General features: G+C 73.5%; 23 protein-coding genes. 15 read left to right on the top strand and 8 right to left on the bottom strand.

Annotated elements, in window-relative coordinates:
• The first annotated feature begins 95 nt into the window (after nucleotides 1-95).
• Nucleotides 96-2,834 carry a pyruvate dehydrogenase (acetyl-transferring), homodimeric type gene (gene aceE, locus ACFOW4_RS30165; RefSeq protein WP_377533700.1) on the top strand — a complete coding sequence of 913 codons (2,739 nt, stop codon included), beginning with the start codon at nucleotides 96-98 and terminating at the stop codon, nucleotides 2,832-2,834.
• Nucleotides 2,835-3,016: 182 nt separating this feature from the next.
• Here aceE and ACFOW4_RS30160 read toward each other — a convergent pair whose 3' ends face one another.
• Entirely contained in the window at nucleotides 3,017-3,466 is a 450-nt protein-coding gene (locus ACFOW4_RS30160; RefSeq protein ID WP_074313361.1) for an SRPBCC domain-containing protein, read from the bottom strand.
• A gap of 186 nt (nucleotides 3,467-3,652) precedes the next feature.
• Here ACFOW4_RS30160 and ACFOW4_RS30155 point away from each other — a divergent pair, with 186 nt between their 5' ends.
• The 3 genes from ACFOW4_RS30155 to gltX all read left to right on the top strand — a co-directional run bounded on the left by ACFOW4_RS30155 (nucleotide 3,653) and on the right by gltX (nucleotide 7,768).
• On the top strand, nucleotides 3,653-4,999 hold the full coding sequence (locus ACFOW4_RS30155) for a GH1 family beta-glucosidase (protein WP_377533699.1): 1,347 nt from the start codon (nucleotides 3,653-3,655) through the stop codon (nucleotides 4,997-4,999).
• Nucleotides 4,996-6,273 carry an MFS transporter gene (locus ACFOW4_RS30150; protein WP_377533698.1) on the top strand — a complete coding sequence of 426 codons (1,278 nt, stop codon included), beginning with the start codon at nucleotides 4,996-4,998 and terminating at the stop codon, nucleotides 6,271-6,273. The genes ACFOW4_RS30155 and ACFOW4_RS30150 overlap by 4 nt, the downstream gene beginning before the upstream one ends.
• Nucleotides 6,274-6,358: 85 nt before the next feature.
• Nucleotides 6,359-7,768 carry a glutamate--tRNA ligase gene (gene gltX, locus ACFOW4_RS30145; RefSeq protein ID WP_377533697.1) on the top strand — a complete coding sequence of 470 codons (1,410 nt, stop codon included), beginning with the start codon at nucleotides 6,359-6,361 and terminating at the stop codon, nucleotides 7,766-7,768.
• A gap of 197 nt (nucleotides 7,769-7,965) precedes the next feature.
• Here gltX and ACFOW4_RS30140 read toward each other — a convergent pair whose 3' ends face one another.
• Nucleotides 7,966-8,628, bottom strand: a complete 663-nt coding sequence (locus ACFOW4_RS30140; RefSeq protein ID WP_377533696.1) for a copper resistance CopC family protein — start codon at nucleotides 8,626-8,628, stop codon at nucleotides 7,966-7,968.
• A gap of 242 nt (nucleotides 8,629-8,870) precedes the next feature.
• On the opposite strand from ACFOW4_RS30140, the gene ACFOW4_RS30135 reads away from it, so the two are divergent.
• A complete protein-coding gene (locus tag ACFOW4_RS30135) occupies nucleotides 8,871-9,518 on the top strand; it encodes a hypothetical protein (RefSeq protein WP_377533695.1) in 648 nt (215 codons plus the stop codon).
• 51 nt (nucleotides 9,519-9,569) lie between these two features.
• Here ACFOW4_RS30135 and ACFOW4_RS30130 read toward each other — a convergent pair whose 3' ends face one another.
• From ACFOW4_RS30130 to ACFOW4_RS30120, 3 genes are all read right to left on the bottom strand, one after another.
• Nucleotides 9,570-10,496, bottom strand: a complete 927-nt coding sequence (locus ACFOW4_RS30130) for an NADP-dependent oxidoreductase (protein WP_377533694.1) — start codon at nucleotides 10,494-10,496, stop codon at nucleotides 9,570-9,572.
• Nucleotides 10,497-10,532: 36 nt separating this feature from the next.
• Nucleotides 10,533-10,862: a hypothetical protein gene (locus tag ACFOW4_RS30125; protein ID WP_377533693.1), complete on the bottom strand. Its 330-nt coding sequence runs from the start codon at nucleotides 10,860-10,862 to the stop codon at nucleotides 10,533-10,535.
• 98 nt (nucleotides 10,863-10,960) lie between these two features.
• A complete protein-coding gene (locus ACFOW4_RS30120) occupies nucleotides 10,961-11,500 on the bottom strand; it encodes a hypothetical protein (RefSeq protein WP_377533692.1) in 540 nt (179 codons plus the stop codon).
• Between the two features lie 190 nt (nucleotides 11,501-11,690).
• Here ACFOW4_RS30120 and ACFOW4_RS30115 point away from each other — a divergent pair, with 190 nt between their 5' ends.
• From ACFOW4_RS30115 to ACFOW4_RS30080, 8 genes are all read left to right on the top strand, one after another.
• Nucleotides 11,691-12,893 (top strand): sensor histidine kinase, encoded by a 1,203-nt coding sequence (locus tag ACFOW4_RS30115; protein ID WP_377533691.1) that lies wholly within the window; start codon nucleotides 11,691-11,693, stop codon nucleotides 12,891-12,893.
• The gene (locus tag ACFOW4_RS30110) at nucleotides 12,890-13,594 is read left to right on the top strand and encodes a response regulator (RefSeq protein WP_377533690.1); all 705 of its coding nucleotides are present in this window, start codon (nucleotides 12,890-12,892) and stop codon (nucleotides 13,592-13,594) included. Before ACFOW4_RS30115 ends, ACFOW4_RS30110 begins: the two co-directional genes overlap by 4 nt.
• A gap of 16 nt (nucleotides 13,595-13,610) precedes the next feature.
• On the top strand, nucleotides 13,611-14,912 hold the full coding sequence (locus ACFOW4_RS30105; RefSeq protein ID WP_377533689.1) for a PucR family transcriptional regulator: 1,302 nt from the start codon (nucleotides 13,611-13,613) through the stop codon (nucleotides 14,910-14,912).
• Between the two features lie 78 nt (nucleotides 14,913-14,990).
• The gene (locus ACFOW4_RS30100; RefSeq protein WP_377533688.1) at nucleotides 14,991-15,950 is read left to right on the top strand and encodes an ACP S-malonyltransferase; all 960 of its coding nucleotides are present in this window, start codon (nucleotides 14,991-14,993) and stop codon (nucleotides 15,948-15,950) included.
• The gene (locus ACFOW4_RS30095; RefSeq protein ID WP_377533687.1) at nucleotides 15,947-16,891 is read left to right on the top strand and encodes a beta-ketoacyl-ACP synthase III; all 945 of its coding nucleotides are present in this window, start codon (nucleotides 15,947-15,949) and stop codon (nucleotides 16,889-16,891) included. Before ACFOW4_RS30100 ends, ACFOW4_RS30095 begins: the two co-directional genes overlap by 4 nt.
• 84 nt (nucleotides 16,892-16,975) lie before the next feature.
• Entirely contained in the window at nucleotides 16,976-17,215 is a 240-nt protein-coding gene (locus ACFOW4_RS30090; protein WP_053653162.1) for an acyl carrier protein, read from the top strand.
• A gap of 2 nt (nucleotides 17,216-17,217) precedes the next feature.
• Nucleotides 17,218-18,444 (top strand): beta-ketoacyl-ACP synthase II, encoded by a 1,227-nt coding sequence (gene fabF, locus ACFOW4_RS30085; protein WP_377533686.1) that lies wholly within the window; start codon nucleotides 17,218-17,220, stop codon nucleotides 18,442-18,444.
• Nucleotides 18,445-18,565: 121 nt separating this feature from the next.
• On the top strand, nucleotides 18,566-19,258 hold the full coding sequence (locus tag ACFOW4_RS30080) for a lipoprotein (protein WP_377533685.1): 693 nt from the start codon (nucleotides 18,566-18,568) through the stop codon (nucleotides 19,256-19,258).
• 20 nt (nucleotides 19,259-19,278) lie between these two features.
• Here the strand turns inward: ACFOW4_RS30080 and ACFOW4_RS30075 are convergent, their stop codons facing one another.
• Nucleotides 19,279-21,009 (bottom strand): glycoside hydrolase family 3 protein, encoded by a 1,731-nt coding sequence (locus tag ACFOW4_RS30075; protein ID WP_377533684.1) that lies wholly within the window; start codon nucleotides 21,007-21,009, stop codon nucleotides 19,279-19,281.
• 105 nt (nucleotides 21,010-21,114) lie between these two features.
• On the bottom strand, nucleotides 21,115-21,606 hold the full coding sequence (locus tag ACFOW4_RS30070; RefSeq protein WP_377533683.1) for a DUF3145 domain-containing protein: 492 nt from the start codon (nucleotides 21,604-21,606) through the stop codon (nucleotides 21,115-21,117).
• Between the two features lie 306 nt (nucleotides 21,607-21,912).
• On the opposite strand from ACFOW4_RS30070, the gene ACFOW4_RS30065 reads away from it, so the two are divergent.
• On the top strand, nucleotides 21,913-22,242 hold the full coding sequence (locus ACFOW4_RS30065; protein WP_377533682.1) for a hypothetical protein: 330 nt from the start codon (nucleotides 21,913-21,915) through the stop codon (nucleotides 22,240-22,242).
• A 66-nt stretch (nucleotides 22,243-22,308) separates the two neighbouring features.
• On the opposite strand, the gene ACFOW4_RS30060 is transcribed toward ACFOW4_RS30065, so the two are convergent.
• Entirely contained in the window at nucleotides 22,309-22,986 is a 678-nt protein-coding gene (locus ACFOW4_RS30060) for a carbonic anhydrase (protein ID WP_377533681.1), read from the bottom strand.
• 147 nt (nucleotides 22,987-23,133) lie between these two features.
• Here ACFOW4_RS30060 and ACFOW4_RS30055 point away from each other — a divergent pair, with 147 nt between their 5' ends.
• Nucleotides 23,134-24,078, top strand: coding sequence for an alpha/beta fold hydrolase (locus tag ACFOW4_RS30055; RefSeq protein WP_377533680.1), 945 nt, complete (start codon nucleotides 23,134-23,136; stop codon nucleotides 24,076-24,078).
• Nucleotides 24,079-24,119: the final 41 nt, after the last annotated feature.

Here is a 24,119-nt window from a genome sequence, read left to right as displayed (position 1 = left end):
AGGCCACCGTCACCATCGCCGCGCTACTCCAATGGTTATGAACCTTTGAAGACACGGCCTAGAGACCTATCCCACACACAACCGAGGGAACGCCTGTGGCTACGGAACGCAAGCGCCCGGTGATCAGCGACGGCCTGCCGAGCCAGCTTCCGGACATCGACCCTGAAGAAACCAGCGAATGGGTCGAGTCGCTCGACGGTGTCATCGACGAGCGGGGCGCCAAACGCGCCCGGTACGTCATGCTGCGCCTGCTGGAGCGGGCCCGCGAGCGCCAGGTCGGGGTTCCGCCCCTGACCACCACCGACTACATCAACACCATCCCGTCCGAACGGGAGCCGTGGTTCCCGGGCGACGAGCACGTCGAACGGCGGATCCGGGCGTACGTCCGGTGGAACGCCGCGATGCTCGTGCACCGGGCGCAGCGCCCGGAGATCGGCGTCGGCGGGCACATCTCCACCTACGCCAGCTCCGCGTCGCTCTACGAGGTGGGCTTCAACCACTTCTTCCGGGGCAAGAACCACCCGGGTGGCGGCGACCACATCTACTACCAGGGGCACGCCTCCCCCGGCATGTACGCCCGGGCGTTCCTCGAGGGGCGGCTCAGCGAGCACCAGCTCGACGGGTTCCGCCAGGAGCTGTCGCACCCCGGCGGCGGGCTGCCGTCGTACCCGCACCCGCGGCTGATGCCGGACTTCTGGGAGTTCCCCACGGTCTCGATGGGTCTGGGCGGGCTCAACGCGATCTACCAGGCCCGGTTCAACCGGTACCTGCACCACCGCGGCATCAAGGACACGTCCCAGCAGCACGTCTGGGCGTTCCTGGGCGACGGTGAGATGGACGAGCCGGAGACGCTGGGCGCCATCGGCGTGGCCGCCCGCGAGGAGCTCGACAACCTCACCTTCGTGATCAACTGCAACCTCCAGCGCCTCGACGGCCCGGTCCGCGGCAACGGCAAGGTGATGCAGGAGCTGGAGGCGTTCTTCCGGGGCGCCGGCTGGAACGTGATCAAGGTGGTCTGGGGCCGTGAGTGGGACCCGCTGCTCGCCGCGGACTCCGACGGCGCACTGATCAACCTCATGAACACCACGCCCGACGGCGACTACCAGACCTACAAGGCGGAGTCCGGGGCGTACGTGCGGGAGCACTTCTTCGGCCGCGACCCGCGCACCCGCAAGATGGTCGAGCACCTGTCCGACGACGAGATCTGGAACCTCAAGCGGGGTGGGCACGACTACCGCAAGCTCTACGCGGCCTACAAGGCGGCGACCGAGCACACCGGGCAGCCGACCGTCATCCTGGCCAAGACGATCAAGGGTTGGACGCTCGGCTCGCACTTCGAGGGCCGCAACGCCACCCACCAGATGAAGAAGCTGACGCTGGAGGACCTGAAGACCTTCCGCGACCGCCTCTACCTGGACATCCCGGACAAGGCGCTGGAGGACAACCCCTACCTGCCGCCGTACTACCACCCGGGCGAGAAGTCCGAGGAGCTCGCGTACCTCAAGGAGCGGCGCGAGCAGCTCGGCGGCTACCTGCCGAGCCGGCGGACCAGCACCAAGCGGCTGGCGATCCCCGGGCCGGAGCGGTTCGCCGACGTCAAGCGCGGCTCGGGCAAGCAGAAGGTGGCCACCACGATGGCCTTCGTCCGCCTGCTCAAGGACGTGATGAAGGACAAGGAGTTCGGCAAGCGCTGGGTGCCGATCATCCCGGACGAGGCGCGTACCTTCGGCCTGGACTCGATCTTCCCGACCGCGAAGATCTACTCGCCGCACGGCCAGCGCTACACCTCGGTCGACCGGGAGCTGTTCCTGTCGTACAAGGAGTCGACCACCGGGCAGATCCTGCACGAGGGCATCAACGAGGCCGGTTCGGTCGCCTCGTTCACCGCGGCCGGCACCTCGTACGCCACCCACGACGAGCCGATGATCCCGATGTACATCTTCTACTCGATGTTCGGGTTCCAGCGGACCGCCGACGGGATCTGGGCGGCGGCCGACCAGATGGCCCGGGGCTTCCTGCTCGGCGCCACCGCCGGGCGGACCACGCTCAACGGTGAGGGCCTGCAGCACGAGGACGGCCACTCGCTGCTGATCGCCGCCACCAACCCGGCGGTGGTCGCGTACGACCCGGCGTTCTCGTTCGAGATCGCGCACATCATGGAGCACGGCCTGCACCGGATGTACGGGGAGGCGCAGGAGAACGTCTTCTACTACCTGACGGTCTACAACGAGCCGATCCTGCAGCCGGCGGAGCCGTCGGGCGTGGACGTGGAGGGCCTGCTCAAGGGCATCTACCGCTACTCGCCGGCCCCGCAGGTCGACGGCCCGAAGGCGAACGTGCTCGCCTCCGGCACCGGCATGCAGTGGGCGCTCAAGGCCCAGCAGCTGCTCGCCCAGGACTGGGGGGTGGCCGCCGACGTGTGGTCGGTGACCTCCTGGACCGAGCTGCGCCGCGACGCGGTGGAGTGCGAGGAGTACAACCTGCTCAACCCCGGTGCCGAGGCGCGGGTGCCGTACGTCCAGCAGAAGCTGGCCGACGCGGACGGGCCGAAGGTCGCGGTCAGCGACTGGATGCGGGCGGTGCCGGACCTGATCGCCCGCTGGGTGCCCGGTGACTACACCTCGCTCGGCACCGACGGCTACGGCATGTCGGACACCCGGCACGCGCTGCGCCGGCACTTCCACGTCGACGCCGAGTCGATCGTGGTCGCCACGCTGCGCCAGCTGGCGCGCGCCGGCGCGGTGCCGGCCACCGTGCCGGCCGAGGCGGCCAAGAAGTACGCGATCGACGACGTCAACGCCGCCCCGGTCGGCGAGACCGGCGGCGACAGCTGACAGCACGAACAGGAAGGGCCCGGCGCGGATGCGCCGGGCCCTTTTTGGTGCACCCGCACCCTCGCCCCGCACTCCCCCTCGACCGGGCGGACGGTGGGTGAGACGGGGCGGCGGCGGCTCCGTGGTCCCTGGCGGGGATCCGGGGTCGCCACCGGGACGGGTGACGCCGGAGGCTCGGCGGATCAGCCGACGGCGGCCAGGTCGGTGAGCCGGGCCAGCGAGTCCTCCAGGTCGGCGCCGACCCGACGCAGCCCGAGGCGCAGCAGGGCCGCCTTGACCGGGCCGGCCGGCCACCGGACCACGATGAGCCGCACGATCGTCCCGCCCTCTTCCTCCTCGTCGGGAGTGAGCTGGACGTAGATCTCGGTGCGCGCCTCGGCCCGGGCACCCGCGCCCTTGGCCCGTTCCCGCCAGCCGATCAGCGTCGGCTCCTGGTAGGCGATCACCTCGGCCTCATGCGCCGAGCCGCGCCCGGCCTGGACCAACTGTCGTCGCCCGAAGCCCTCGCCCGAGAGCACCTCGGCCGCACGGACCCCGGCCAGCCAGGCCGGCAACTGCTCGGCCCGCTGCACGACATCCCAGACCACTTCCACCGGCGCCGCCACGTGCGCACTGCGTTCCACGAGGATCATTTCCGTCTTCCTCCAGTGAGGACATCCCACGATATCGGCACTCTATGCGCAAATTCGGACGTACCTGGACGGGTTTGGAAAAAGACACGCCGATTGCCGTTGCGCATCCAGTCATTCCGGCCTATGGCGGATCCGCCGACCGCGCCCTAGAGTCCCGAACACGTTTCACGTTGACCGGGAGGGCGCATGACCGCACCGATGCCCGAGTTCCCCGCCGGATTCCGCTGGGGGGTGTCCACGTCGGCCTACCAGATCGAGGGCGCCACGGGCGCGCACGGTCGTGGGCCGTCCATCTGGGACACCTTCGCGCACTCCCCCGGCCGGATCGCCGACGGCAGCACCGGCGACGTGGCCTGCGACCACCACCACCGCCACGGCGAGGACGTCGCCCTGATGGCCGGGCTGGGCGTCTCGGCGTACCGGTTCTCGATCGCCTGGCCCCGGGTGCAGCCCGGCGGCACCGGACCGGCCAATCCGGCCGGCCTGGACTTCTACGACCGGCTGGTGGACGACCTACTGGCCGCCGGCATCGACCCGGTCGCGTCCCTCTACCACTGGGACCTGCCTCAGCCGCTCGAGGACGCCGGCGGCTGGCTCGCGCGGGACACCGCGGCCCGCTTCGCCGAGTACGCCGACCTGACCGCCGCCCGGCTCGGCGACCGGGTCCGGCTCTGGATCACGCTGAACGAACCGTTCATCCAGATGAGCCTCGGCTACGGCATGGGCGTGCACGCCCCCGGCCGGATGCTGCTCTTCGACGCGTTCCCGGTCGCCCACCACCAGTTGCTCGGCCACGGGCTGGCCGTCGCCGCGCTGCGGGCCCGCACCACCAGCCCGGTCGCCATCGCCAACAACTACTCGCCCGTGCGGGTGCTCGGCGACACCGACGCCGACCGGGCCGCCGGCGCCGCGTACGAGGCGCTGCACAACCGGCTCTGCACCGACCCGCTGCTCGGCCGGGGCTACCCCGACGGGACGGTCAATGACCCGGCCCTGGTGCGGGCCGGCGACCTCGACGTGATCGCCGCCCCGATCGACGTGCTCGGCGTCAACTACTACAACCCGACCGGCGTACGGGCCGCCGAGGAGGGCTCGCCCCTGCCGTTCGAACTGGTGCCGCTCGACAGGTACCCGCGCACCGCCTTCGACTGGCCGGTGGCCCCGGACGGGCTGCGCGAGCTGCTCGGCTGGCTGCGCGACACGTACGGCGACGCGCTGCCACCCATCGAGATCACCGAGAGCGGCTGCGCGTACGACGACGTGCCGGACGCCGACGGGCGGGTGCCCGACCCCGAGCGGATCGCGTACCTCGACGGGCATCTGCGGGCGGTCCGGGCCGCGCTCGACGACGGCGTGGACGTACGCGGGTACTTCGTCTGGTCGCTGCTGGACAACTGGGAGTGGGCCGAGGGGTTCACCAAGCGTTTCGGCCTGGTGCACGTCGACTACGCCACTCAGGCGCGTACCCCGAAGTCCTCGTACACCTGGCTGCGGGACGTGATCGCGGCCGCCCGCCCGGGGTCGGCGCGATGACCACCGTCGACCCGACGCCGGCGTCGCTGCCCGCCGCCCTCGCCGAGCCCACCGTGCCGGTGCGGCGCGGCTGGATCGGGCTGATCTTCGCGGCCAACCTCGGGGTCTGGATGGCGTTCTTCACTCCGATCCAGGTGCTGCTGCCGCAGCAGGTGGCGCGGATCGCGCCGGGCGACAAGGAGGCCATGCTGGCCGTGGTCACCGGCCTAGGCGCGCTCGCCGCGGTGCTGGCCAACCCCCTCGCGGGCGCGCTCTCCGACCGGACCTGCCTGCGGCTGGGCAGCCGGGAGTTCGGTCGCCGGCATGTCTGGACCGCCGGCGGGGCGCTGCTCGGCGCGGCGGCCCTCGTGCTGCTCGCCCAGCAGCGGACCATCCTCGGGGTCGCGCTCGGCTGGGTGGCCGCGCAGGTGTGCTTCAACGCGATGCTGGCGAGCCTCACCGCGGGCATCCCGGACCGGGTGCCGGTCACCCAGCGCGGCGGCGTCTCCGGCTGGGTGGGCATCCCGCAGGCGCTCGGGTTGGTGCTGGGCGCGGTGCTGGTCACCGCCGTGGTCACCGGCAACGCCGCCGGATACCTGGCGATCGCGGCGGTCATGCTGCTGCTGTCGCTGCCGTTCGCGCTGCTCACCGCCGACGACCCACTGCCCCGCACGCACCGGCCGGCGCTGCGGTTCCGGGCGCTGGTCGCCTCGATGTGGATCAGCCCTCGGCGGCACCCCGACTTCGCGTGGGCCTGGATCACCCGGTTCCTGGTCCAGGTGGGCAACGCGCTGGGCACCCTCTACCTGCTGTACTTCCTCACCGACGGGGTGCGCCACCCCGACCCGGAGAGCGCGCTGCTGGTGCTGATCCTGCTCTACACGGCCGGCATGATGCTGACGGCGGTGATCGCCGGCCGGCTGTCGGACCGTTCCGGTCGGCGCAAGGTCTTCGTGATCACGTCGGGGCTGATCATGGCGGTGGCCGCGCTGCTGCTCGCGGTCGCGCCGGTCTGGCCGATGGCGGTGGTCGCCGCGCTGCTGCTCGGCGCCGGGTACGGCGTCTACCTGTCGGTCGACGCCGCGCTCATCACCCAGGTGCTGCCCCGGGCCACCGACCGCGCCAAGGACCTCGGCGTGATCAACATTGCCAACTCGGCGCCGCAGGTGCTCGGTCCGGCGCTCTCCGCCCCGATCGTGGTGCACCTGGGCGGCTATCCGACGCTCTACGCGCTGACCGCCGTGGTCACCCTGCTCGGCAGTGTCCTGGTCCTCAAGATCCGCTCAGTGCCCTGACTGTTAGGAGGGGCCCCCTGTACAACGCCAGGCGATAAGAAGGGGCCCTTCCTTACTCGGTCGACGGTCGCCGTAGGCTGGGGACGTGACGGTACGTGTACGCTTCGCCCCCTCCCCGACCGGTATGTTCCACGTCGGCGGCGCCCGCTCGGCGCTGCAGAACTGGATCTACGCCAAGCAGCAGGGCGGGGTGTTCGTGCTGCGCATCGAGGACACCGACGCCGCGCGCAACAAGCCCGAGTGGACCGAGGGCATCCTCTCCGCGCTCGACTGGATCGGCATCGAGCGCATGAGCTACGAGGGCCCCCACTTCCAGTCGGAGAACGCCCACGAGCACCGGGCCGCCGCGCAGCGGCTCTACGAGTCCGGCCGCGCGTACTACTGCGACTGCACCCGCGAGGACGTGCAGGCCCGCACCGGATCGCAGTACCAGGGCTACGACGGCTACCACCGCGACCTGGGCCTCGGCCCGGGTGCGGGGCGGGCGCTGCGCTTCCGTACGCCGGACGAGGGGTCGACCGTCGTGGTCGACCTGATCCGCGGTGAGCCCACCTTCGAGAACAGGCTGATCGAGGACTTCGTCATCGCCCGCGGCGACGGCTCGCCGGTCTTCCTGCTGGCCAACGTCGTCGACGACATGACCATGGGGATCACCCACGTGATCCGGGCCGAGGAGCACCTGCCCAACACGCCCAAGCAGCAGCTGCTCTGGGACGCCCTCGGGGTCAAGCCGCCGGTCTGGGCGCACGTGCCCGTGGTGGTCAACGAGAAGCGGCAGAAGCTCTCCAAGCGCCGGGACAAGGTCGCCCTGGAGGCGTACCGGGACGAGGGCTACCTCGCCGACGCGATGCGCAACTACCTGATGCTGCTCGGCTGGGCGCCCTCCGGCGACCGGGAGATCGTCCCCTGGTCGGTGATCGAGGACGAGTTCCGGCTGGAGGAGGTCAACCCCTCCCCCGCGTTCTTCGACGAGAAGAAGCTGCGCGCGTTCAACGGCGAGTACATCCGCGCCCTGCCGGTGCCCGCGTTCATCGACGCCTGCCAGCCCTGGCTTACCGGCACCGACACCATCGCGCCCCCGCCGTGGCAGCCGGAGGAGTTCGACGCCGACGCGTTCGCCGCGGTGGCACCGCTGGCACAGACCCGGATCGCGGTGCTCAGCGAGATCGTGCCGAACGTCGACTTCCTCTTCCTGGCCTCGCCGCTGATCGACGAGGCGTCCTGGGCCAAGGCCATGAAGGAGGGCTCCGCCGAGCTGCTGGACGCCGCGACCGCGGCGTTTGAGGCGCTGGAGTCCTGGGACGCCGAGTCGCTGAAGTCGACGCTGGAGGCGGTGGGTGCCGAGCGCGGCCTCAAGCTCGGCAAGACCCAGGCGCCGGTCCGGGTCGCGGTCACCGGCCGCACCGTGGGCCTGCCGCTGTTCGAGTCGTTGGAGGTGCTCGGCCGCGAGCGCACCCTGAGCCGGCTGCGCGCCGCCCGGGTCCGCCTGGTCTGACCGCTGCCGGGCTGGCCCCGCCACGCCCTCCTCCCGCCCTCGCCCCGTCGCGCTGCTTCGTTCGAAGCCGGCGCGACGGGGTCATCTGCCCGTGGTGCCGGTAGGGGTTCGCGGGCCATCGAAGCGGGTGCCACACCGGGCGGCACACCCGTCCTCGGAATCGGCTGGTGGGCCAGGGCCGGCGGAGGGGCCGGAGGTCAGCCGCTGGTGGAGCGGCGCCGGAGCAGGAGGCCGGTGACCAGTGCGGCGAGCAGCACCAGGCCGCCGAGCGTCCAGAGCCACCAACGGTCAGCGGAGTCGGCCCGTTCCCTCGCCACCGGCGTCGGGCTCGTGCCAGGCGCGCCGGGCGCTGCCGACGTCGGCCCGGCCGGGGCTGTCGCAGCCGAGGGCGAGCCAGCGGGAAGCGAGCCCGCGGAAGGCGAACCCGCCGAAGTGCCAGCCCCCGGACCGGTGCCACCGCCGGCCGACGGTGTGGCGGACGGGTCGGCGGCGGTGCCGGTGGTGAGCGTGAACCGCACCTCGCCGGTCACCGGATGCCCGTCGCCGGACGCCACCTGGTAGCCCACGATGTACAGCCCCGCCCTGCCCGGCCGGAACGGCACGCTCACCCGGGAGCCGGTGAAGGTCGGGGCACCACCGGCAGCGGCCACATTGTCCGGTCCGGTTACTGTGATTCTCGTCGTACCCGGGTCCGGCTTGGCCAGGAAGCGAAGCTCGATCCGGGTCGGCGCGGTGGCCACCCGGGCGCCGTTGGCGGGATCGCTGCCGGTCAGCGAATTGTGCGCCGCCGCCGGTGCCGCGGGGAACAGCAACGACACACCGAACGCCACGCCGAACAGCACTGGCACGGCACGCGCCACGCGTGCAACCCTGCCCCCCATGAACCCCTCCGTAAAGGTACGATCCGCCCGCTGATCAACGGCTCCTCATTAGTCGAGCAGAGATCGCAGATAGTTCCAAATACTGTTCCACCAGCTGCAACTTCTCGACGTTCTGCGGAGTCTGTAAGAGTGGGCCCCGGCCGGTCGGCCGGTCCCCGCCATCGGCCGACGGACACGGACGTCACGGCGAAGCCATCCATCGAACGGGGCGAGGAGGCGGGATGGTCCGACAGGCGAGGCGGATGATCGCCGTGCTGGCCGGCACGCTGGCGGCGGCGCTGTCGCTCGGCTCCGCCGGCGCGGTAGCGGCGGCACCGAAAGCACCACCCGCCGGGGTGGACATCACCGGCGAGGGGCTGCGCCAGCCGCTCCGACTGCGCACCGAGACACGACCCGACCACGTGGTCGCGGTGATCGACCAGGTCAACTTCCTCGGCCGCACCGGCCTGTCGACCAAGCCGAAGCCGGCCGACCTCGGTCCGAAGTACACGATCGTGGTGCTGGCCGGAGAGACGCCGAAGCAGACGTACGACCTCTATCCGAAGGCCGTCGGCGGTCCACGGATCTACCGGCCGGCCAAGCAGCCGGATTCCCGTCGTATCAGCGCCGGGTGGTTCCTCGGCCGGCTGAACATGTCCGAGACGCTGCGCACCGCCGGCGTGCCGCTGGAGCGGCAGTTCGACACCGTCAGCGGCGGGGTCGGCGGCGGCGAGCGGGTGCTCCAGGACGACGCGGTCAACCCCGCACGGGACATCGACGAGGCACTCGGCGAGTTGCAGCGGCTGCTGCTGCTCAACGTGGCGGTGATGCTGACCATCACGTTCGGCCTGGCCGGCATCGCGCTGCTGATCCGCCGCCGGACCCGCTGACCGAGACCGACCGAAGGCCGCTGACCGACCGCCGCTGACCACGCCGACCGGTCAGACCTCCAGCACCACCTTGCCGCGGACGTGGCCCGCCTCGACGAGGCGGTGCGCGTCCGCGGCCTGCGCCAGCGGGAACGTCCGGGCCACCTCGACGGTGAGCCGGCCGGCGTCGACCAGCCCGGCCAGCGCGCTCAGGTCGGTGGTGGATGGTTTCACGAAGACGTACCTACCGCCGAGCCGGGTCACCTGCTCCGGGTCGGCGGTGGAGACCACCCGCGCCGGCCGGGAGGCCAGCTGGGCCGTGGCGTCCAGGTCCGGCCCGCCGAAGAGGTCGAGCACCACGTCCACCCCGTCCGGCGCGACCGCCCGGACCCGGTCGAGCACCCCGTCGCCGTAGGTGACCGGCTCGGCGCCGAGCGAGCAGACGAAGTCGTGGTTCGCCGGGCTGGCCGTTCCGATCACCCGTTGCGCGCCCAACGCGCGGGCGATCTGCACCGCCAGATGGCCGACGCCACCGGCCGCGCCGTGCACCAGCACCACGTCCCCGGCACCGATGTGGGCCACCTGGAGGCACTGGTACGCGGTCAGCCCGGCCAGCGGCAGGCCACCCGCCTGCGCCCAGGACGCACGCGCCGGCCTGGCCGCCAGCGTCCGCTCCGGGGCGGGCACCAGCTCGGCGTACGTGCCGTGCTGGATGTCGTCGCGCCGGACGTACCCGATCACCTCGTCGCCCACCGCGAACCCGGCCACCGCCGGCCCGACCGCCTCCACCACGCCGGCCGCGTCCCAGCCGGGGACCAGCGGGAAGTGCGACGGAAAGGCGCCGGCCAGGTAGCCCTCGCGGATCTTCCAGTCGACCGGGTTGACCCCGGCCGCCCGCACCCGCACCAGCACCGTGTCCGGGCCGACCGGGGGCACAGGCAGCTCCCGCACCGTGAGCAGGTCGGCTCCGCCGTACGTGTCGATCGCGATGGCCTTCACGGCCCCCACGCTAGCCGCCGCAGGGCGGCCCTGGGGTCAGCACCAGCGGCGCGGGGGGCGTTCCCGGCGGGTGGCCCGCTGCCGCGGCCGGACCGGGCCGTGCCGGTGCGCTCCGGCCCAGCCGGACAGCTCGCTGCGGCACCCGGGGGCCGTCTCGAACTCGGGTTCCCCCGGCAGCGCCTGCTCGCCGGACCGCTGGCGCGGCACCACCGGGATGTCCTCGTCGGCCCGGCCGCCGAGCGGCTCGGCCGGGTGCGGCGGCACGCCGCCGACGGCCCGGCGGTGCTTCGCCGCCTGCTGGTCGTGGTGGCCCGGCCGGCAGGGCTCGCCCTGGGCGCAGCCGTGTTCGGCCTCCCCGTGCGCCATCCCGGTCTCCTCACACTCGCGGTCGCCCGCCGGTGCTCGCCCCGACGTGCTCTGCCACCGTACTGGCCGGGACCGACGGGGCGGGGCGTACCCCGGGGTCAGCGACGTGGCCGGCGCGGGAAGATCGTCTCCCAGACCGGGAACGCGACCAGCCAGATCACGATGACCACGGTGAGGTTCCGGATCCAGGCGGCCAGCTCCCGGGTCCGCTCCGCGTCGCCGACCCAGAGGATCGCGGCGCCGAGCAGCCCGCAGGCGATCGCCCAGGCGAGCAGGGCCTTGCCCCACTCGCGCCACTCGTGCCGGGTGCGCTCCCGGCCGTACCGGGGCGGCCGGACCGGCGGCGGGCCGCCGGCGAAACGGTGGGCGAAGCGCTGGTCCGCCCAGCGCACCATGGAGTGCCCGAACGCCACCGAGAAGCCCAGATAGGCGGCGGCGAGGCCGTGGGTGACGTCGGCGGTCGCGCCGCGTCGCAGGTCGGCCACCGTCGCGGCCAACAGCACCAGATCCACCAGCGGTACGCAGACCAGCAGCGCCGCCCCGAGCCGGGGCCGGCGCAGCGGGTAGCGGGCCACCAGCCCCGCGCCGAGCACCACCCAGAACCCGATCTCGCACGCGACGATCACCGCGACCAGCATGTCGACCTCCCCGTTCCTCGCCACCCAGCGTCGCCGGCCGACGGGGTCTCGACCTCGGCGCCGGTGACGAGATCCGGGTCCACCCTTCGACGGACCCGCGCTCGGCCTACCCCTTTTGGCCCACGTCGGGCGCGGCCGGGTCCTCCCGCGGTCGGAGTCGGCGCGTCGGCGGCTGTGGTGGGATCGGGGCATGCGTCCGCCACCGTGGCTCGGGTCCGGCACGCCCGGTCGGGACCTCACGCTGGCCGGCGCCTCGCTAGCCGGTGGTCTGGTGCTGTACGCCCTCGGGCTGCAACCGCAGATCGTTCCGCACCCCGACGTGCCACCGGCGCTGTTCCTGCCCCCGCTGCTGGCCGTCTGCGTGGCGGTCGGCCTGCGGCGGGCCGCGCCCCGCACCAGCCTGGCCGTGGGCACCGGGGCGCTCCTGGTGGACACGGCGCTCGGCGGCTCGCTGGGGACGGTCCTGGTCTACACGCAGGTGCTCTACGACGCCTGCGTCTACGGCCCGCCCCGGCTGTGGCGGTGGCTGCTGCGGGTCACCGTGGGGCTGAGCCTGTTCGGCGCGGTGGTCGGCGTGCTCGGCTTCGGCCAGTGGCGCGGTGTCGCCGTCGGGGTGCCGGTGGTGCTGGCCGGCCTGTTGCCGGTGCTCACCGGGATCAGCGTGCGGCAGTACCGTGACCAGGCCGCCGCCGAGCGGGCCCGGGCCGAGCAGACCGCGCGGCTAGTCGAGCTGGACCGGTGGCAGGCGGTCAGCGCCGAGCGGGCCCGGATGGCCCGGGAGCTGCACGACGTGGTCGCCAACCATCTCAGCGCGGTGGCCATCCACGCCACCGCCGTGCTGTCGGTGCCGGGGCTGGACCGTGGCCAGGTGGAGTCGGCGCTGCGGGTGATCCGGGAGAGCAGCGTGCAGGGCCTGGCCGAGATGCGGCAGATGATCGAGCTGCCGCGCGAGCCGAACAGCGGCGAAGCGCGGGAGCCGGCGGTCGCTGGTGGGCTGCCGGAGGCGGTCCCGGCGCGGCTGGCCGAGGTGGACCGGCTGGTCGACCGGATCCGGGCCGCGGGTCTCGCGGTGCGGGTGCGGACCGACGGCACGCCGGGTGCGCTGCCGGTGGGGGTGGACCTGGCCGCTTACCGGATCGTGCAGGAGTCGCTGACCAACGCGCTCAAGCACGGCTCGGGCGAGGCGGAGCTGACCATCGCGTACCGGCCGGGGGAGGTCGTGGTGACGGTCGCGAACCCGGTGCGATCCGATGGCGCCGGCCTCCCCGGCGCCGGGGCGGGGCTGATCGGGATGCGGGAGCGGGCCACCCTGCTGGACGGCCGATTCACCGCGGGGCCGCAGGACGGCCGGTGGCGGGTGCACGCCGCGCTGCCCACCCGGGAGGGCCGGTGACCGGCCCATCCGCCGCTCCCCCGGCCGGCACGGGTGAGCCCCCGGTGCGGGTGGTGCTGGCCGACGACCAGCCGGCGGTACGCGCCGGGCTGGCGCTGATCCTGGCCGGCGCGCCCGGCGTCGAGGTGGTGGGCGAGGCGGCCGACGGCGACGAGGCGGTCCGGCTGTGCCGGGAGCTGCGCCCGGACGTGGCGGTGCTCGACGTGCGGATGCCCCGCCGCGACGGCATCGCCGCCACCCGGGCCATCGTGGGCGACGGGCTGGCCGACGTGCTGGTGCTCACCACCTTCGACCTCGACGAGTACGTCTTCGGGGCCCTGCGCGCCGGGGCGGCCGGGTTCCTGCTCAAGGACACCGACGCCGACGGGCTGGTCGCGGCGGTGCGGACGGTGGCCCGGGGCGAGGGGTTCATCGCCCCTGCGGTGACCCGCCGGCTGATCGCGGCCTTCGCGGCCACCGCCCCCGGGGCGTCGGCGGCCACCCAAGCCGCGCTGGGCACGCTCACTCCGCGCGAGCGCGACGTGCTGGCCTGCCTCGGCCTCGGCCTGTCCAACCAGCAGATCGCCGACCGGCTGGCGATGGCGGAGAGCACCACCAAGACCCACGTGAGCCGGATCCTGGCGAAACTGGACCTGCGCAGCCGGGTGCAGGCCGCCATCCTGGCCCAGGAGCTGGGCCTGCCCGCTCCCCCACCCCCGTGACGCCGGTCGGGCCGGCGTGAAGATCCAGGTCAGGGCGTGTCAGGCTAGGGCGGTGGGTACGCCGGGCGGTGGAGAGTTGACGGCCACGCTGCGCCGGATCGAGCGGGCGGCGGGTGGGCTGGCGACCGCGAGTGTGGCCCGGATGGACGAGACGCTGCCCTGGTTCCGCGCCCTCCCGGCCGACCAGCGGTCCTGGGTGATGCTGGTCGCGCAGGCCGGCGCCCGGTCGCTGGTGCAGTGGCTGCAGTCCGGCGGCGGCACGGCGGACAGCACGCAGGAGGTCTCCGACGAGGTCTTCGCCGCCGCCCCGCAGGCGCTGGCCCGGTCGATCACCCTCCAGCAGACCGTGGCGCTGATCAAGGTGACCATCGACGTGGTCGAGGAGCAGGTGTCGAGCCTGGCCGCCGAGGGCGAGGAGCAGCAACTGCGCGAGGCGGTGCTGCGCTTCTCCCGCGAGATCGCGTTCGCCGCCGCCCGGGTGTACGCGCGGGCCGCCGAGTCGCGTGGCGCGTGGGACGCCCGGTTGCAGGCGCTGCTGGTCGACGCGCTGCTGCGCGGCGACTCGCCGGACGTGCTGGCCAGCCGGGCGGCGGCGCTGGGCTGGGCGGACGCGCCGCCGGTGGCGGTGGCGGTGGGGCGCTCCCCGGGCGGGGAGGTGTCCGCCGTGCTGCACGTGGTCTACCGGCAGGCCCGGCGAATCGGCGTGGAGGTCATCGGCGGCGTGCACGGCGACCGGCTGGTGATCGTGCTCGGGGGCGCGGCGGATCCGTTAACGGCCACCACCAAGCTGCTGACCGCGTTCGGGGACGGCCCGGTGGTGGTCGGTCCGGCCGTACCCAGCCTGGACGAGGCGACGGAGTCGGCGCGGGCGGCGCTGGCGGGCTTCCGGGCGGCGCCGGCGTGGCCGACGGCGCCGCGGCCGGTGCCGGCCGGCGACCTGCTGCCGGAGCGGGCCCTGGCGGGCGACGCGGAGGCGCGCCGCCGGCTGCGGCACGACGTGTACGCGACGCTGGTGCGGGCCGGGGGCGAGCTGCTGGAGACCCTGGACGCGTTCCTGGCCGCCGGCGGCACACTGGAGAGCGCCGCGCGGGCGCTGTTCGTGCACCCGAACACGGTGCGCTACCGGCTGCGCCGGATCGCGGAGGTGACCGGCTTCTCGCCGCTGTCGCCCCGGGACGCGTTCGCCCTACAGGTGGCGTTGACGGTGGGTAGGTTGGACCCGGTCGTCCCGGTGAACCCTCCCGTCCCGACCCAGACAATGACCTCGGGCGCTCGGAAAACGGCACAAACAGGTGACGATCACCGCCGATCTTTGTAGGAACCCTCCAAAGGTTCTAGTGTGGTTTGGTCGGGGGCGGCACAGCGCTACCCACGCGTATCCGGGAGAGTCATAGGCGTGCTCGCTGTACTCAGTCCCGGCCAGGGTTCCCAGAAACCCGGCTTCCTGACCCCCTGGCTCGACCTGACCGGCACCGAGGCGCGACTGCGCTGGTGGTCCGCGCTGGCCGGGGTAGACCTGGTGCACCTCGGCACGGTCGCCGACGCCGACGAGATCAAGGACACCGCGCGTACCCAGCCACTGCTGGTCGCGGCGGCGCTGCTCGCCGCCGAACACCTGCCGATGCACGACGTCACGCTCACCGCCGGACACAGCGTCGGCGAGCTGGGCGCCGCCGCGCTGGCCGGGGTGCTGTCGGCCGAGACGGCGATCACCCTCGCCGGCGTCCGGGGGCGCGAGATGGCCGCCGCGTGCGCGCTGGAGCCGACCGGGATGGCAGCGGTGCTGGGCGGCGACCCGGACGAGGTGCTCGCCGCGATCGCCGCGCACGGGCTGCACCCGGCCAACCGCAACGGCGCCGGGCAGGTCGTGGCCGCCGGCGCGCTGGAGGGGCTGGACAAGCTGGCCGCCGAGCCCCCGGCGAAGACCCGGATCATCCGGCTCCAGGTGGCCGGCGCCTTCCACACCCCGTACATGGCTCCGGCCGAGGCCGCGCTGGCCGCGCTGGCCGACGGGATCACCCCGGCCGACCCGGCCCGGATCCTGCTGTCCAACCTCGACGGCACGGCGGTCGACCACGGCCGCGAGATGGTGCAGCGCCTGGTCCGCCAGGTGACCGCCCCGGTGCGCTGGGACCTGTGCATGCGGACTCTGGCCGACCTCGGAGTGACCGGGGTGATCGAGCTGCCGCCGGCCGGCACGCTCGCCGGGCTGGTCAAGCGGGAGCTGAAGGGCTCTGGCGCTCCGGAGATCGTCACCTTGAACACGCCGGACGACCTGCCGGCCGCGCGCGACCTGATCGCCCGGCACGGCACGGCACCGGGCCAACCGCTCGCTCCCATCGGAGGTCACGCATGACCGGCAGTCGCATCGTCTCGATGGGGCACTACCAGCCCTCCCGGGTGGTGACCAACGACGACATCGCCCAGCTCGTGGACACCAACGACGAGTGGATCCGCGACCGGGTGGGCATCGTGAGCCGGCGGATCGCCGACACCGAGACGGTGGCCGACATGGCCACCGCCGCGGCCGGCAAGGCGCTGGCCAACTCCGGCCTGACCGCCGCCGACATCGACCTGGTCGTCGTCGCCACCTGCACGTCGGTGGACCGCAGCCCCAACGTGGCCTGCCGGGTCGCGGCGAAGCTCGGCATCACCGCGCCGGGCGCGTACGACATCAACACCGCCTGCTCGGGCTTCGCCTACGCGCTGGGCACCGTGGACCACGCCATCCGGGCCGGAGCGTCGCGTAACGCGATCGTCATCGGCGCCGAGAAGCTCTCCGACTTCACCGACTGGACCGACCGCTCCACCTGCATCATCTTCGCCGACGGCGCCGGCGCCGCGGTGGTCTCCGCCACCGGCGACGACGAGCCCGCCGGGATCGGCCCGGTCGTCTGGGGCTCGGCGCCGGAGAAGAGCGACGCGGTACGCATCGAGGGCTGGCGCCCGTACGTCCAGCAGGAGGGGCAGTCGGTGTTCCGCTGGGCCACCACCGCGCTGGCGCCGCTCGCCCTGCAGGCGTGCGAGCGGGCCGGGGTCGACCCGTCGGAGCTGGCGGCGTTCGTGCCGCACCAGGCCAACGCCCGGATCATCGACGGCATCGCCAAGCGGCTCAACATCCCGGACGCGATCATCGCCAAGGACATCGTCGAGTCCGGCAACACCTCGGCGGCGAGTGTGCCGCTGGCCCTGTCCAAGCTGGTCGAGCGGCGGGAGGTGCCCTCGGGCGCCCCGGTGCTGCTGTTCGGCTTCGGCGGTGGCCTGACCTACGCCGGCCAGGTCGTCCGCTGCCCCTGAACCCCCTCCGGCGCGTACCGCCGAGGAGTGGCGGCCGGCAACGCCGGTCGCCGAGATTCCCCCCATTGAGAGGAACCAACCGCAATGACCCGTGACGAGATCACCACCGGCCTCGCCGAGATCCTCGAAGAGGTTGCCGGGGTGAACCCGGACGACGTGGCCGAGGGGAAGTCCTTCACCGACGACCTCGACGTCGACTCGCTCTCCATGGTGGAGGTCGTGGTGGCGGCCGAGGAGAAGTTCGGCGTCAAGATCCCGGACAACGAGGTGCAGAACCTGAAGACCGTCGGCGACGCCGTCAGCTACATCGAGGCGCAGTCCTGATCATGAGTCGCCCCGACGTCGTCGTCACCGGGCTCGGCGCGACGACCCCGCTCGGCGGGGACGTCGCGTCGACCTGGGACGCCATGCTGGCCGGCCGCTCCGGGGTGAGTGCTCTCACCCAGGAGTGGGCGGCGCAACTGCCCGTCCGGATCGCCGCACAGCTGGCCGTGGACCCGTCCGAGGTGCTGGACCGGGTCCGCCTGCGCCGGCTGGACCGCTCCGAGGCGATCGCCATCATCGCGGCGCAGCAGGCCTGGGCCGACGCCGGCCTGGCCGACTCCGGTCTCGACGGGGAGCGCCTCGCGGTCAGCGTCGGCTCCGGCATCGGCGGCGCCACCACCCTGCTCGCCCAGGACGACATCCTGGAGGCGTCCGGGCCGCGGCGGGTCTCCCCGCACACGGTGCCGATGCTGATGCCGAACGGTCCGGCCGCCTGGGTCGGGCTGGAGCTGGGCGCCAAGGCCGGCGTGCACTCGGTGGCCAGCGCCTGCGCCACCGGCGCCGAGGCGATCGCGCTCGGTCTGGACATCATCCGCGCCGGCCGCGCCGACGTGGTGGTGGCCGGCGGCACTGAGGCGGTCATCCACCCGCTGCCGATCGCCGGGTTCGCCTCGATGCGGGCCATGTCGACCCGCAACGACGAGCCGGAGAAGGCCTCCCGCCCGTGGGACCGGGGCCGCGACGGCTTCGTCCTCGGCGAGGGTGCCGGCATCGTGGTGCTGGAGCGGGCCGAGCACGCCGCCGCCCGGGGCGCCCGGGTGTACGCGCGCCTCGCCGGCGCTGGCATCACCTCCGACGCGTACGACATCGTGCAGCCGCACGCCGAGGGTGAGGGCGCCATCCGGGCCATCGCCCGGGCGATCGCCGACGCGGACGTGGCCAAGCAGGACATCGTCCACGTCAACGCGCACGCCACGTCGACCCCGGTCGGCGACATGCTGGAGATCGGCGCGCTGCACAAGGCGCTGGGCGACCACCCGGTGCTGGCCGCGACGAAGTCGATGACCGGTCACCTGCTGGGTGCCGCCGGTGCGCTGGAGTCGATCGCCACCATCCTGGCCATCCGCGACGGTGTCGTACCGCCGACGATCAACCTCGACGACCCGGAGCCCGGCCTCACCCTCGAGGTGGCCGCTCACAAGGCACGGCACATGGAGATCCCCGCCGCGCTGAACAACGCGTTCGGCTTCGGCGGCCACAACGTGGCGCTGGTCTTCGCCCGGGCCTGACGGCCCGGTAAGGAAGGGCCCCTTCTTAACGCCTCGTGCATAGGAAGGGGCCCTTGTTAACACGCGGGGGTCGCCGCGAACGCGCTTGACTCCACCTGACGGGTCCGCTTCGCTGAGCCGCATGAAGATCGTTACCGGGACACGGCCGTCCTCGCACGGGCGGATACTCGCCGCCGCGCTGGCCGCCGTGACGCTCGGGCTGCTCGGGCTGCTCGCCGGCTGCACCGGGGACGCCGATGCCCCCGCCGGACGGCCGGCCGGCGAACCGGCCAGCGGCGAGCCCTGGTACGACGAGGTCGCAGCGGCGGCGCCATCCGCCGGCACGACCGGCGGTGCCGGGACGGCGTGCCCGCTGCCCGTCGCGTTTCCGCTCGCAGAGGGCTGGCTGCCGAAGCCGGTCGAGGTACCCGAGGGCGAACTGGGCGAACTGCTCGGCGAAGCGCTGGCCAGCCGCGGAGGCGCCACCGCCCGGTGCGAGGTGGACGGCCGGCGCGCCGGTGGCGGCTTCCTGCGTGTCTGGACGGCGGACCAGCCGGCCGCGCGGCGGGCAGCGCTGGAGGCGTTCGTCGCCGACGGCGGTGAAACCGTAACCGACCAGCGTTTCCGAGAGGTCAGGGCCGGCTCCTACGACGGCACCGAGACCACCTGGCTGACCACCAGCAGCCTGACCGACGAGCCGTCGCGGCACTGGGCGCTGGCCGTCGAGGCGCAGGGGCAGACCCTGTTACTGACGGTCGACGAGAGCCTGATCGCCGACCGGACCGACGTGCTGCCGGCGTACCGGCTCGCGACGGCGGGGCTGACCGCCCGCTGAGCGACGGGCGGCGCCCCGGGTCAGGCCGCGCAGGTGGTGGCGGGCAGGCCGGGCACCACGACCGGCGACCGGCCGCCGGGGCGCGCCTTCCCGGCGAGGACGGCGGCCAGCGCGGTCATCGACGCCCGGCTCGAGGAGTACGTGGCCAGGAGCGTCGGGGACTTCGCCTTCTCCAGCACGTACGGGGTGTCCATGGCGACCGTGACGGCGGCGTTCGCGCTCAGATCCGAGGCGCCGTCGCCGTAGCCGACGAGGTGCACCACCGTGCCGCCACTGGACTTCACCGAGACACCGGCCGCCTTCAGAGCGGCGGTGAGCGCCGCCCGGGTGCCGTCCCGCCCGCCGGAGGAGGTGACGGTGACCGGTCCGCTCACCGCACCGCCACAGGCACCACGCAGCACGGTGACGGCGCCGGCGGCCAGCGCGTCCGCCGCCGCGCGGTGCGCCGGGGTGTTCAGCGTGGACATCGGCGGGGTCGGCCGCTCCGCCAGCTTGAACTTCATGGTCAGCACCCGGGTGACCGCCTCCACCAGCCGGGCCCGGGGCAGCGTGCCCCCGCGCAGCGCGGCCAGCAGCCCGTCGTACGCCTGGCCGACGTTCGGCGTCATCAGGATCAGGTCGTTGCCGGCGTTCAGCGCCTTCACGGCGGCCTCGCCCGGGGAGTACCGCTTCGCGGGCGGCATGTTCATGCCGTCGGTGATGAGCACGCCCTTGAAGCCGAGCTGGCCGCGCAGCACGTCGGTGAGCAGCTTGTGCGAGAAGGTGGCCGGGGTGCCGGGGTCGATCGCCCGCGCGTCCAGGTGGCCGGACATCACCGCCATCGCCCCCGCGTCGATCCCGGCGGTGAACGGCGGCCACGCGCCGGACGCCAGTGCCGCCGCGGACTGGGTGAGCACCGGCAGGTCCTGGTGCGAGTCGGTGGCGCTGTGGCCGTGCCCCGGGAAGTGCTTCAGGGTGGCCGCGACCCCGACCTGCTGCAGCCCGCGGACCGCGCCGCCGACCTGCGCCGCGTCCCGCTTCGGGTCGGCGCCGAAGGAGCGGGAGCCAATCACCGTGCTGCGGGTGGCCAGGACGTCGGCCACCGGGGCGAAGTCGAGGTTGATGCCCATCGCGGCCAGCTCGGTGCCGGCGGCCCGCCAGGCGGCCTCGGTCAGTGCCGGGTCGCCGGCCGCTCCGGCGGCCAGGGCGCTGGGCAGCACGGTGACCCCGTCGGTGATCCGGGTGACCACGCCGTACTCCTGGTCGGTGCCGATCAGGAACGGGGCCGGGCCGGTGGCGAGCTTGCCGGCGGCGGTCCGCAGCCCGGTGGTCAGCTCGTGCACCTGCGCCGGGTTGTCGACGTTGGTGGTCTCCTGGTTGCCCTTGGTCGGGTCGTCGGCGCTGAACCCGACCAGGATCAGCCCGCCCAGCCGGTACTTCGCGATCATCTCGGCCGGGGTGTCCACCCCCGCGAGGGCCTGGTTGCCGGCGGCGGAGCCGGGCGAGACCTTGGTGGCCGAGTCGCCGTACGCGTAGGGCATCAGCACCTGGCCGACCAGATCCTCGTCGGGCAGGGTGGCGACCAGCGCCGCGGCTCGGGCGGCCGGGTCGCCGGTCGGCGTCGCGGCGGGGGTGCTCGGGCCGGCGGTGGCGCTGGCCGGGCCGGACGGTGTGGCCGCGGGGCGGGCCGGGGCGGCACCCGAGCAGCCGGAGACGAGCAGGGCGGTCAGAGCGGCGACGGCGACGCCGACGCGTCGCGGGCGAATCGGCACCCAGCCATCCCACCAGTTCACCGCTTATCGGGGCAACTTGACCTTCCGCTCACGGCCCCACCCGAGCCACGTGCGAGCAGGTGGACGGCCGCGCCTCGATCGGTTTCAGCCGACCCGGGTGAGCAGTGTCACGGGCGCGCCGTCACCGGCGTACCGGTAGGGCTCCAGCTCGGCGTCCCAGGCGGTGCCGAGCGCCTTGTCCAGAGCGTGCGCCAGCGCCTCCGGGGCCCGGGCGGCGGCCATCAGGGCCCGCAGCCGGTCCTCGCCGAGCTGGATGTCGCCGGCCGCGCCGAGGGTGGCCCGGAACAGGCCGCGCCCCGGTACGTACATGAAGCGCTCTCCGTCGGCACCGGGGCTGGGTTCCTCGGTCACCTCGAAACGGATCATGGGCCACTGCCGAAGGGCAGCAGCCAGCTCGGCGCCCGTCCCCGGACGACCGGTCCACCCGCACTCGGCCCGGCGAGCGCCGGGGTCGACGGGCTGAGCCGTCCACTGCAGGTTGACCGGCGCGGCGAGGACGCGCGCGATCGCCCACTCGACGTGCGAGCACACGGCGAGCGGGGTCGAGTGGACGTATACGACGCCACGCGTTGGCACGGTGACCTCCCGGAGAGCGAGGTGCGTCTTCCCCTACGACCTCGTCCACCAGAGTGGCTCGTGCAACACATGATTACCTGTGTGACGGATGGTGCGCCAGGGAATCGCAAAATTCGCTGGTCGGAATAGCCGTAAGGGTGGCGCCGGTTGTCTCTCAGGACACCGCGACGAGCAGCCTGATGTCGTGGTCCTGTACAGTTCCATCGGCGGCTTGTGCCGCGTTACATCTTCGCGGGCGGACCTTGGTCACCCGCACACAGCCCCCGGACGTCCAGTCCTCCCGTACGTCTTGCAAGGAGTACCTCCGTGGCGAGCAACACCTCTAAGACCGCGCGCGCGTCCGTCCGGGCCGGCCAGGCTGGCCAGGGTGGCGCCCTCAGCGTGCTGGGCGAGTTCAAGTACCTCATCCCGCTCAACGGCGGCAAGCACGCCTACGTGCGGAACCTGACCAACGGCAAGACCGCGCACCTGCGCACCGACTCCGAGGCCTTCGTCGAGGAGATCCGGGTGCTGGCCGCCGCCGGCCACGCCGCCAAGATCCGGGCCGAGATCAACAACCTGGCCGTGACCCACCCCGGCGACGGCTGGGACGCGACCGAGAAGCGCCTGGTCGAGGCCGGCGTCTTCGAGGGCTGAGCCCTCCCCCACGCACCACCTGAGCCGCCCGTCGGGAACATCCCGGCGGGCGGTTCCGCGTCCCGCTCAGGGCGGCTCCAGCAGGGCGACCTCGCCGGTGGCCAGGTCGTACAGGGCACCGACCACGTCGACCCGACCGGCGGCGACCGGCCCGGCCAGCAGGTCGTCGGCACGCAGGGTCCGCACCGTGCGCAGCACGTGCCGACGTATCGCCAGCGGCTGCACCTCGGGGTCCGTCAACCCCACCTCGCGCACCGCCGGGGCGATCTGCTCGACCAGGTGCGCGAGCGACCCGCCGGGCCGTTGCCCGCCGCGCAGCGCGTCCACCGTGGCGGCCACCGCCCCGCACCGCTCGTGGCCGAGCACCATCACCAGGGGTACGCCGAGCTGGCCCACCACGTACTCGATGGAGCCGCGCACCGCGCGGTCCAGCACGTGCCCGCCGGTACGGATGACGCAGATCGCGCCGAAGGTCTGGTCGAAGATCGCCTCCAGCGGCACCCGCGAGTCGATGCAGCCGAGCACCACCGCGTACGGCTGCTGGTCACCGGAGGCGGTGGCCGCGGCGGCGGTCACGTCGTGGCCGTGCACCGGCTGGCCGCTGACGAACCGCCGGTTCCCGGCGAGCAGTTCGGCCAGCGCGGCGCGGGGCGTACCGCCGGCCTGCCGCCCGTCCGGTGCCCGGCCCCCGGCCGGCCGGCCGTCCGACGCCGATCGGCCCGGCTCCGCCCCCGGCGACCACATGCCTCCAGCCTGACCCGCCGCGTCCAGCGGCGCGGGCGGGTCGGGAATCTTCGCTCCGGGACGGTTGGCGTGGTGTCATGACGGGTAGCCGGTGTTACCGCCGGGTATCCCGGTGCTGGTGATGCCGGGCGGCCCTGGGAGGTGGCGATGCCGGAGCGGTTCGAGGTCGGTATGCCCGACGGCGTACGACTGCACGTCGAGGTGACGGGGCCGGCGAACGCCGAGGTCACGGCCGTCCTGCTGCACGGCTGGACGCTGGACGGGCGCAGCTGGCACCGGCAGGTGGACGCGCTCACCGGGTCCGGCGACGGCGCGGTGCGGGTGGTCACCTACGACGCGCGGGGACACGGCCGCTCCAGCTGCATGGCGCTGCCCACGGCCACGCTGGCCCAGCTCGGCGACGACCTGGCCGCGGTGCTCGACGCGGTGGCGCCGACCGGGCGGGTGGTCCTGGTCGGGCACTCCATGGGCGGCATGACGATCATGGAGTACGCGCACCGGCACCCCGGGCACTTCGCCGCCCGTACCGCCGGCCTGGTCTTCGTCTCCACCACCGCCGAGGGGCACACGCACACCGTCTACGGCCTGTCGCCGCGGATCGCCCGGCTGATCCGGCTGGCCGAGACCACCGGCGCCGGGGTGCTGGCCCGGTGCGGCTCCTGGCGGCCGCCACGGGCGCTGCTGCGCGCGCTGCGACCGAGCATCCGGTGGATGCTCTTCGGGGACCGCTGCGACCCGACCGACATCCGTCTGGTCACCTCGGCGGTGGCCCGCGCCTCGCTGCGCTCGATCGGCGGCTTCCGCGCCTCGATCGGCGCGCAGCACCGGCTGGACACCCTGACCGCCCTGGCCCACCTGCCGGCCGCCGCCCTGGTCGGCGACCGGGACCGGTTGACCCCGCCGCCGTGCGCCGAGTCGATCGCGGCGGCCCTGCCGGCCACCGAACTGACGGTCTGCCCCGGCGCGGGGCACATGCTGATGATGGAGCGGCCGGACGAGGTGAACGCCGCGCTGACCGGCGTGCTGGGCCGGATCCTCGCCGATCCGCCGCCGCGCGAGCGCGGCACCGACACCGCCGCGACGGTCGGCTGAGCCGCATTCGCGCACCTCGGGCGCGGCGGGCCGGGCCGGGG

The organism is Micromonospora sp. GCM10011542, assembly GCF_042650685.1.
In the GTDB taxonomy this organism is placed as follows: Bacteria; Actinomycetota; Actinomycetes; order Mycobacteriales; family Micromonosporaceae; genus Micromonospora.
This window is presented reverse-complemented; position numbering and strand designations above follow the sequence as displayed.

What these genes read in the sequence shown, in the direction of transcription:
- ACFOW4_RS30160 (WP_074313361.1), bottom strand. Translation starts at nt 3,466, where the DNA reads ATGATCCTCGTGGAACGCAGTGCGCACGTGGCGGCGCCGGTGGAAGTG.
- ACFOW4_RS30155 (WP_377533699.1), top strand. Translation starts at nt 3,653, where the DNA reads ATGACCGCACCGATGCCCGAGTTCCCCGCCGGATTCCGCTGGGGGGTG.
- ACFOW4_RS30150 (WP_377533698.1), top strand. Translation starts at nt 4,996, where the DNA reads ATGACCACCGTCGACCCGACGCCGGCGTCGCTGCCCGCCGCCCTCGCC.
- ACFOW4_RS30135 (WP_377533695.1), top strand. Translation starts at nt 8,871, where the DNA reads ATGGTCCGACAGGCGAGGCGGATGATCGCCGTGCTGGCCGGCACGCTG.
- ACFOW4_RS30125 (WP_377533693.1), bottom strand. Translation starts at nt 10,862, where the DNA reads ATGGCGCACGGGGAGGCCGAACACGGCTGCGCCCAGGGCGAGCCCTGC.
- ACFOW4_RS30120 (WP_377533692.1), bottom strand. Translation starts at nt 11,500, where the DNA reads ATGCTGGTCGCGGTGATCGTCGCGTGCGAGATCGGGTTCTGGGTGGTG.
- ACFOW4_RS30115 (WP_377533691.1), top strand. Translation starts at nt 11,691, where the DNA reads ATGCGTCCGCCACCGTGGCTCGGGTCCGGCACGCCCGGTCGGGACCTC.
- ACFOW4_RS30095 (WP_377533687.1), top strand. Translation starts at nt 15,947, where the DNA reads ATGACCGGCAGTCGCATCGTCTCGATGGGGCACTACCAGCCCTCCCGG.
- ACFOW4_RS30090 (WP_053653162.1), top strand. Translation starts at nt 16,976, where the DNA reads ATGACCCGTGACGAGATCACCACCGGCCTCGCCGAGATCCTCGAAGAG.
- fabF (WP_377533686.1), top strand. Translation starts at nt 17,218, where the DNA reads ATGAGTCGCCCCGACGTCGTCGTCACCGGGCTCGGCGCGACGACCCCG.
- ACFOW4_RS30080 (WP_377533685.1), top strand. Translation starts at nt 18,566, where the DNA reads ATGAAGATCGTTACCGGGACACGGCCGTCCTCGCACGGGCGGATACTC.
- ACFOW4_RS30060 (WP_377533681.1), bottom strand. Translation starts at nt 22,986, where the DNA reads ATGTGGTCGCCGGGGGCGGAGCCGGGCCGATCGGCGTCGGACGGCCGG.
- ACFOW4_RS30055 (WP_377533680.1), top strand. Translation starts at nt 23,134, where the DNA reads ATGCCGGAGCGGTTCGAGGTCGGTATGCCCGACGGCGTACGACTGCAC.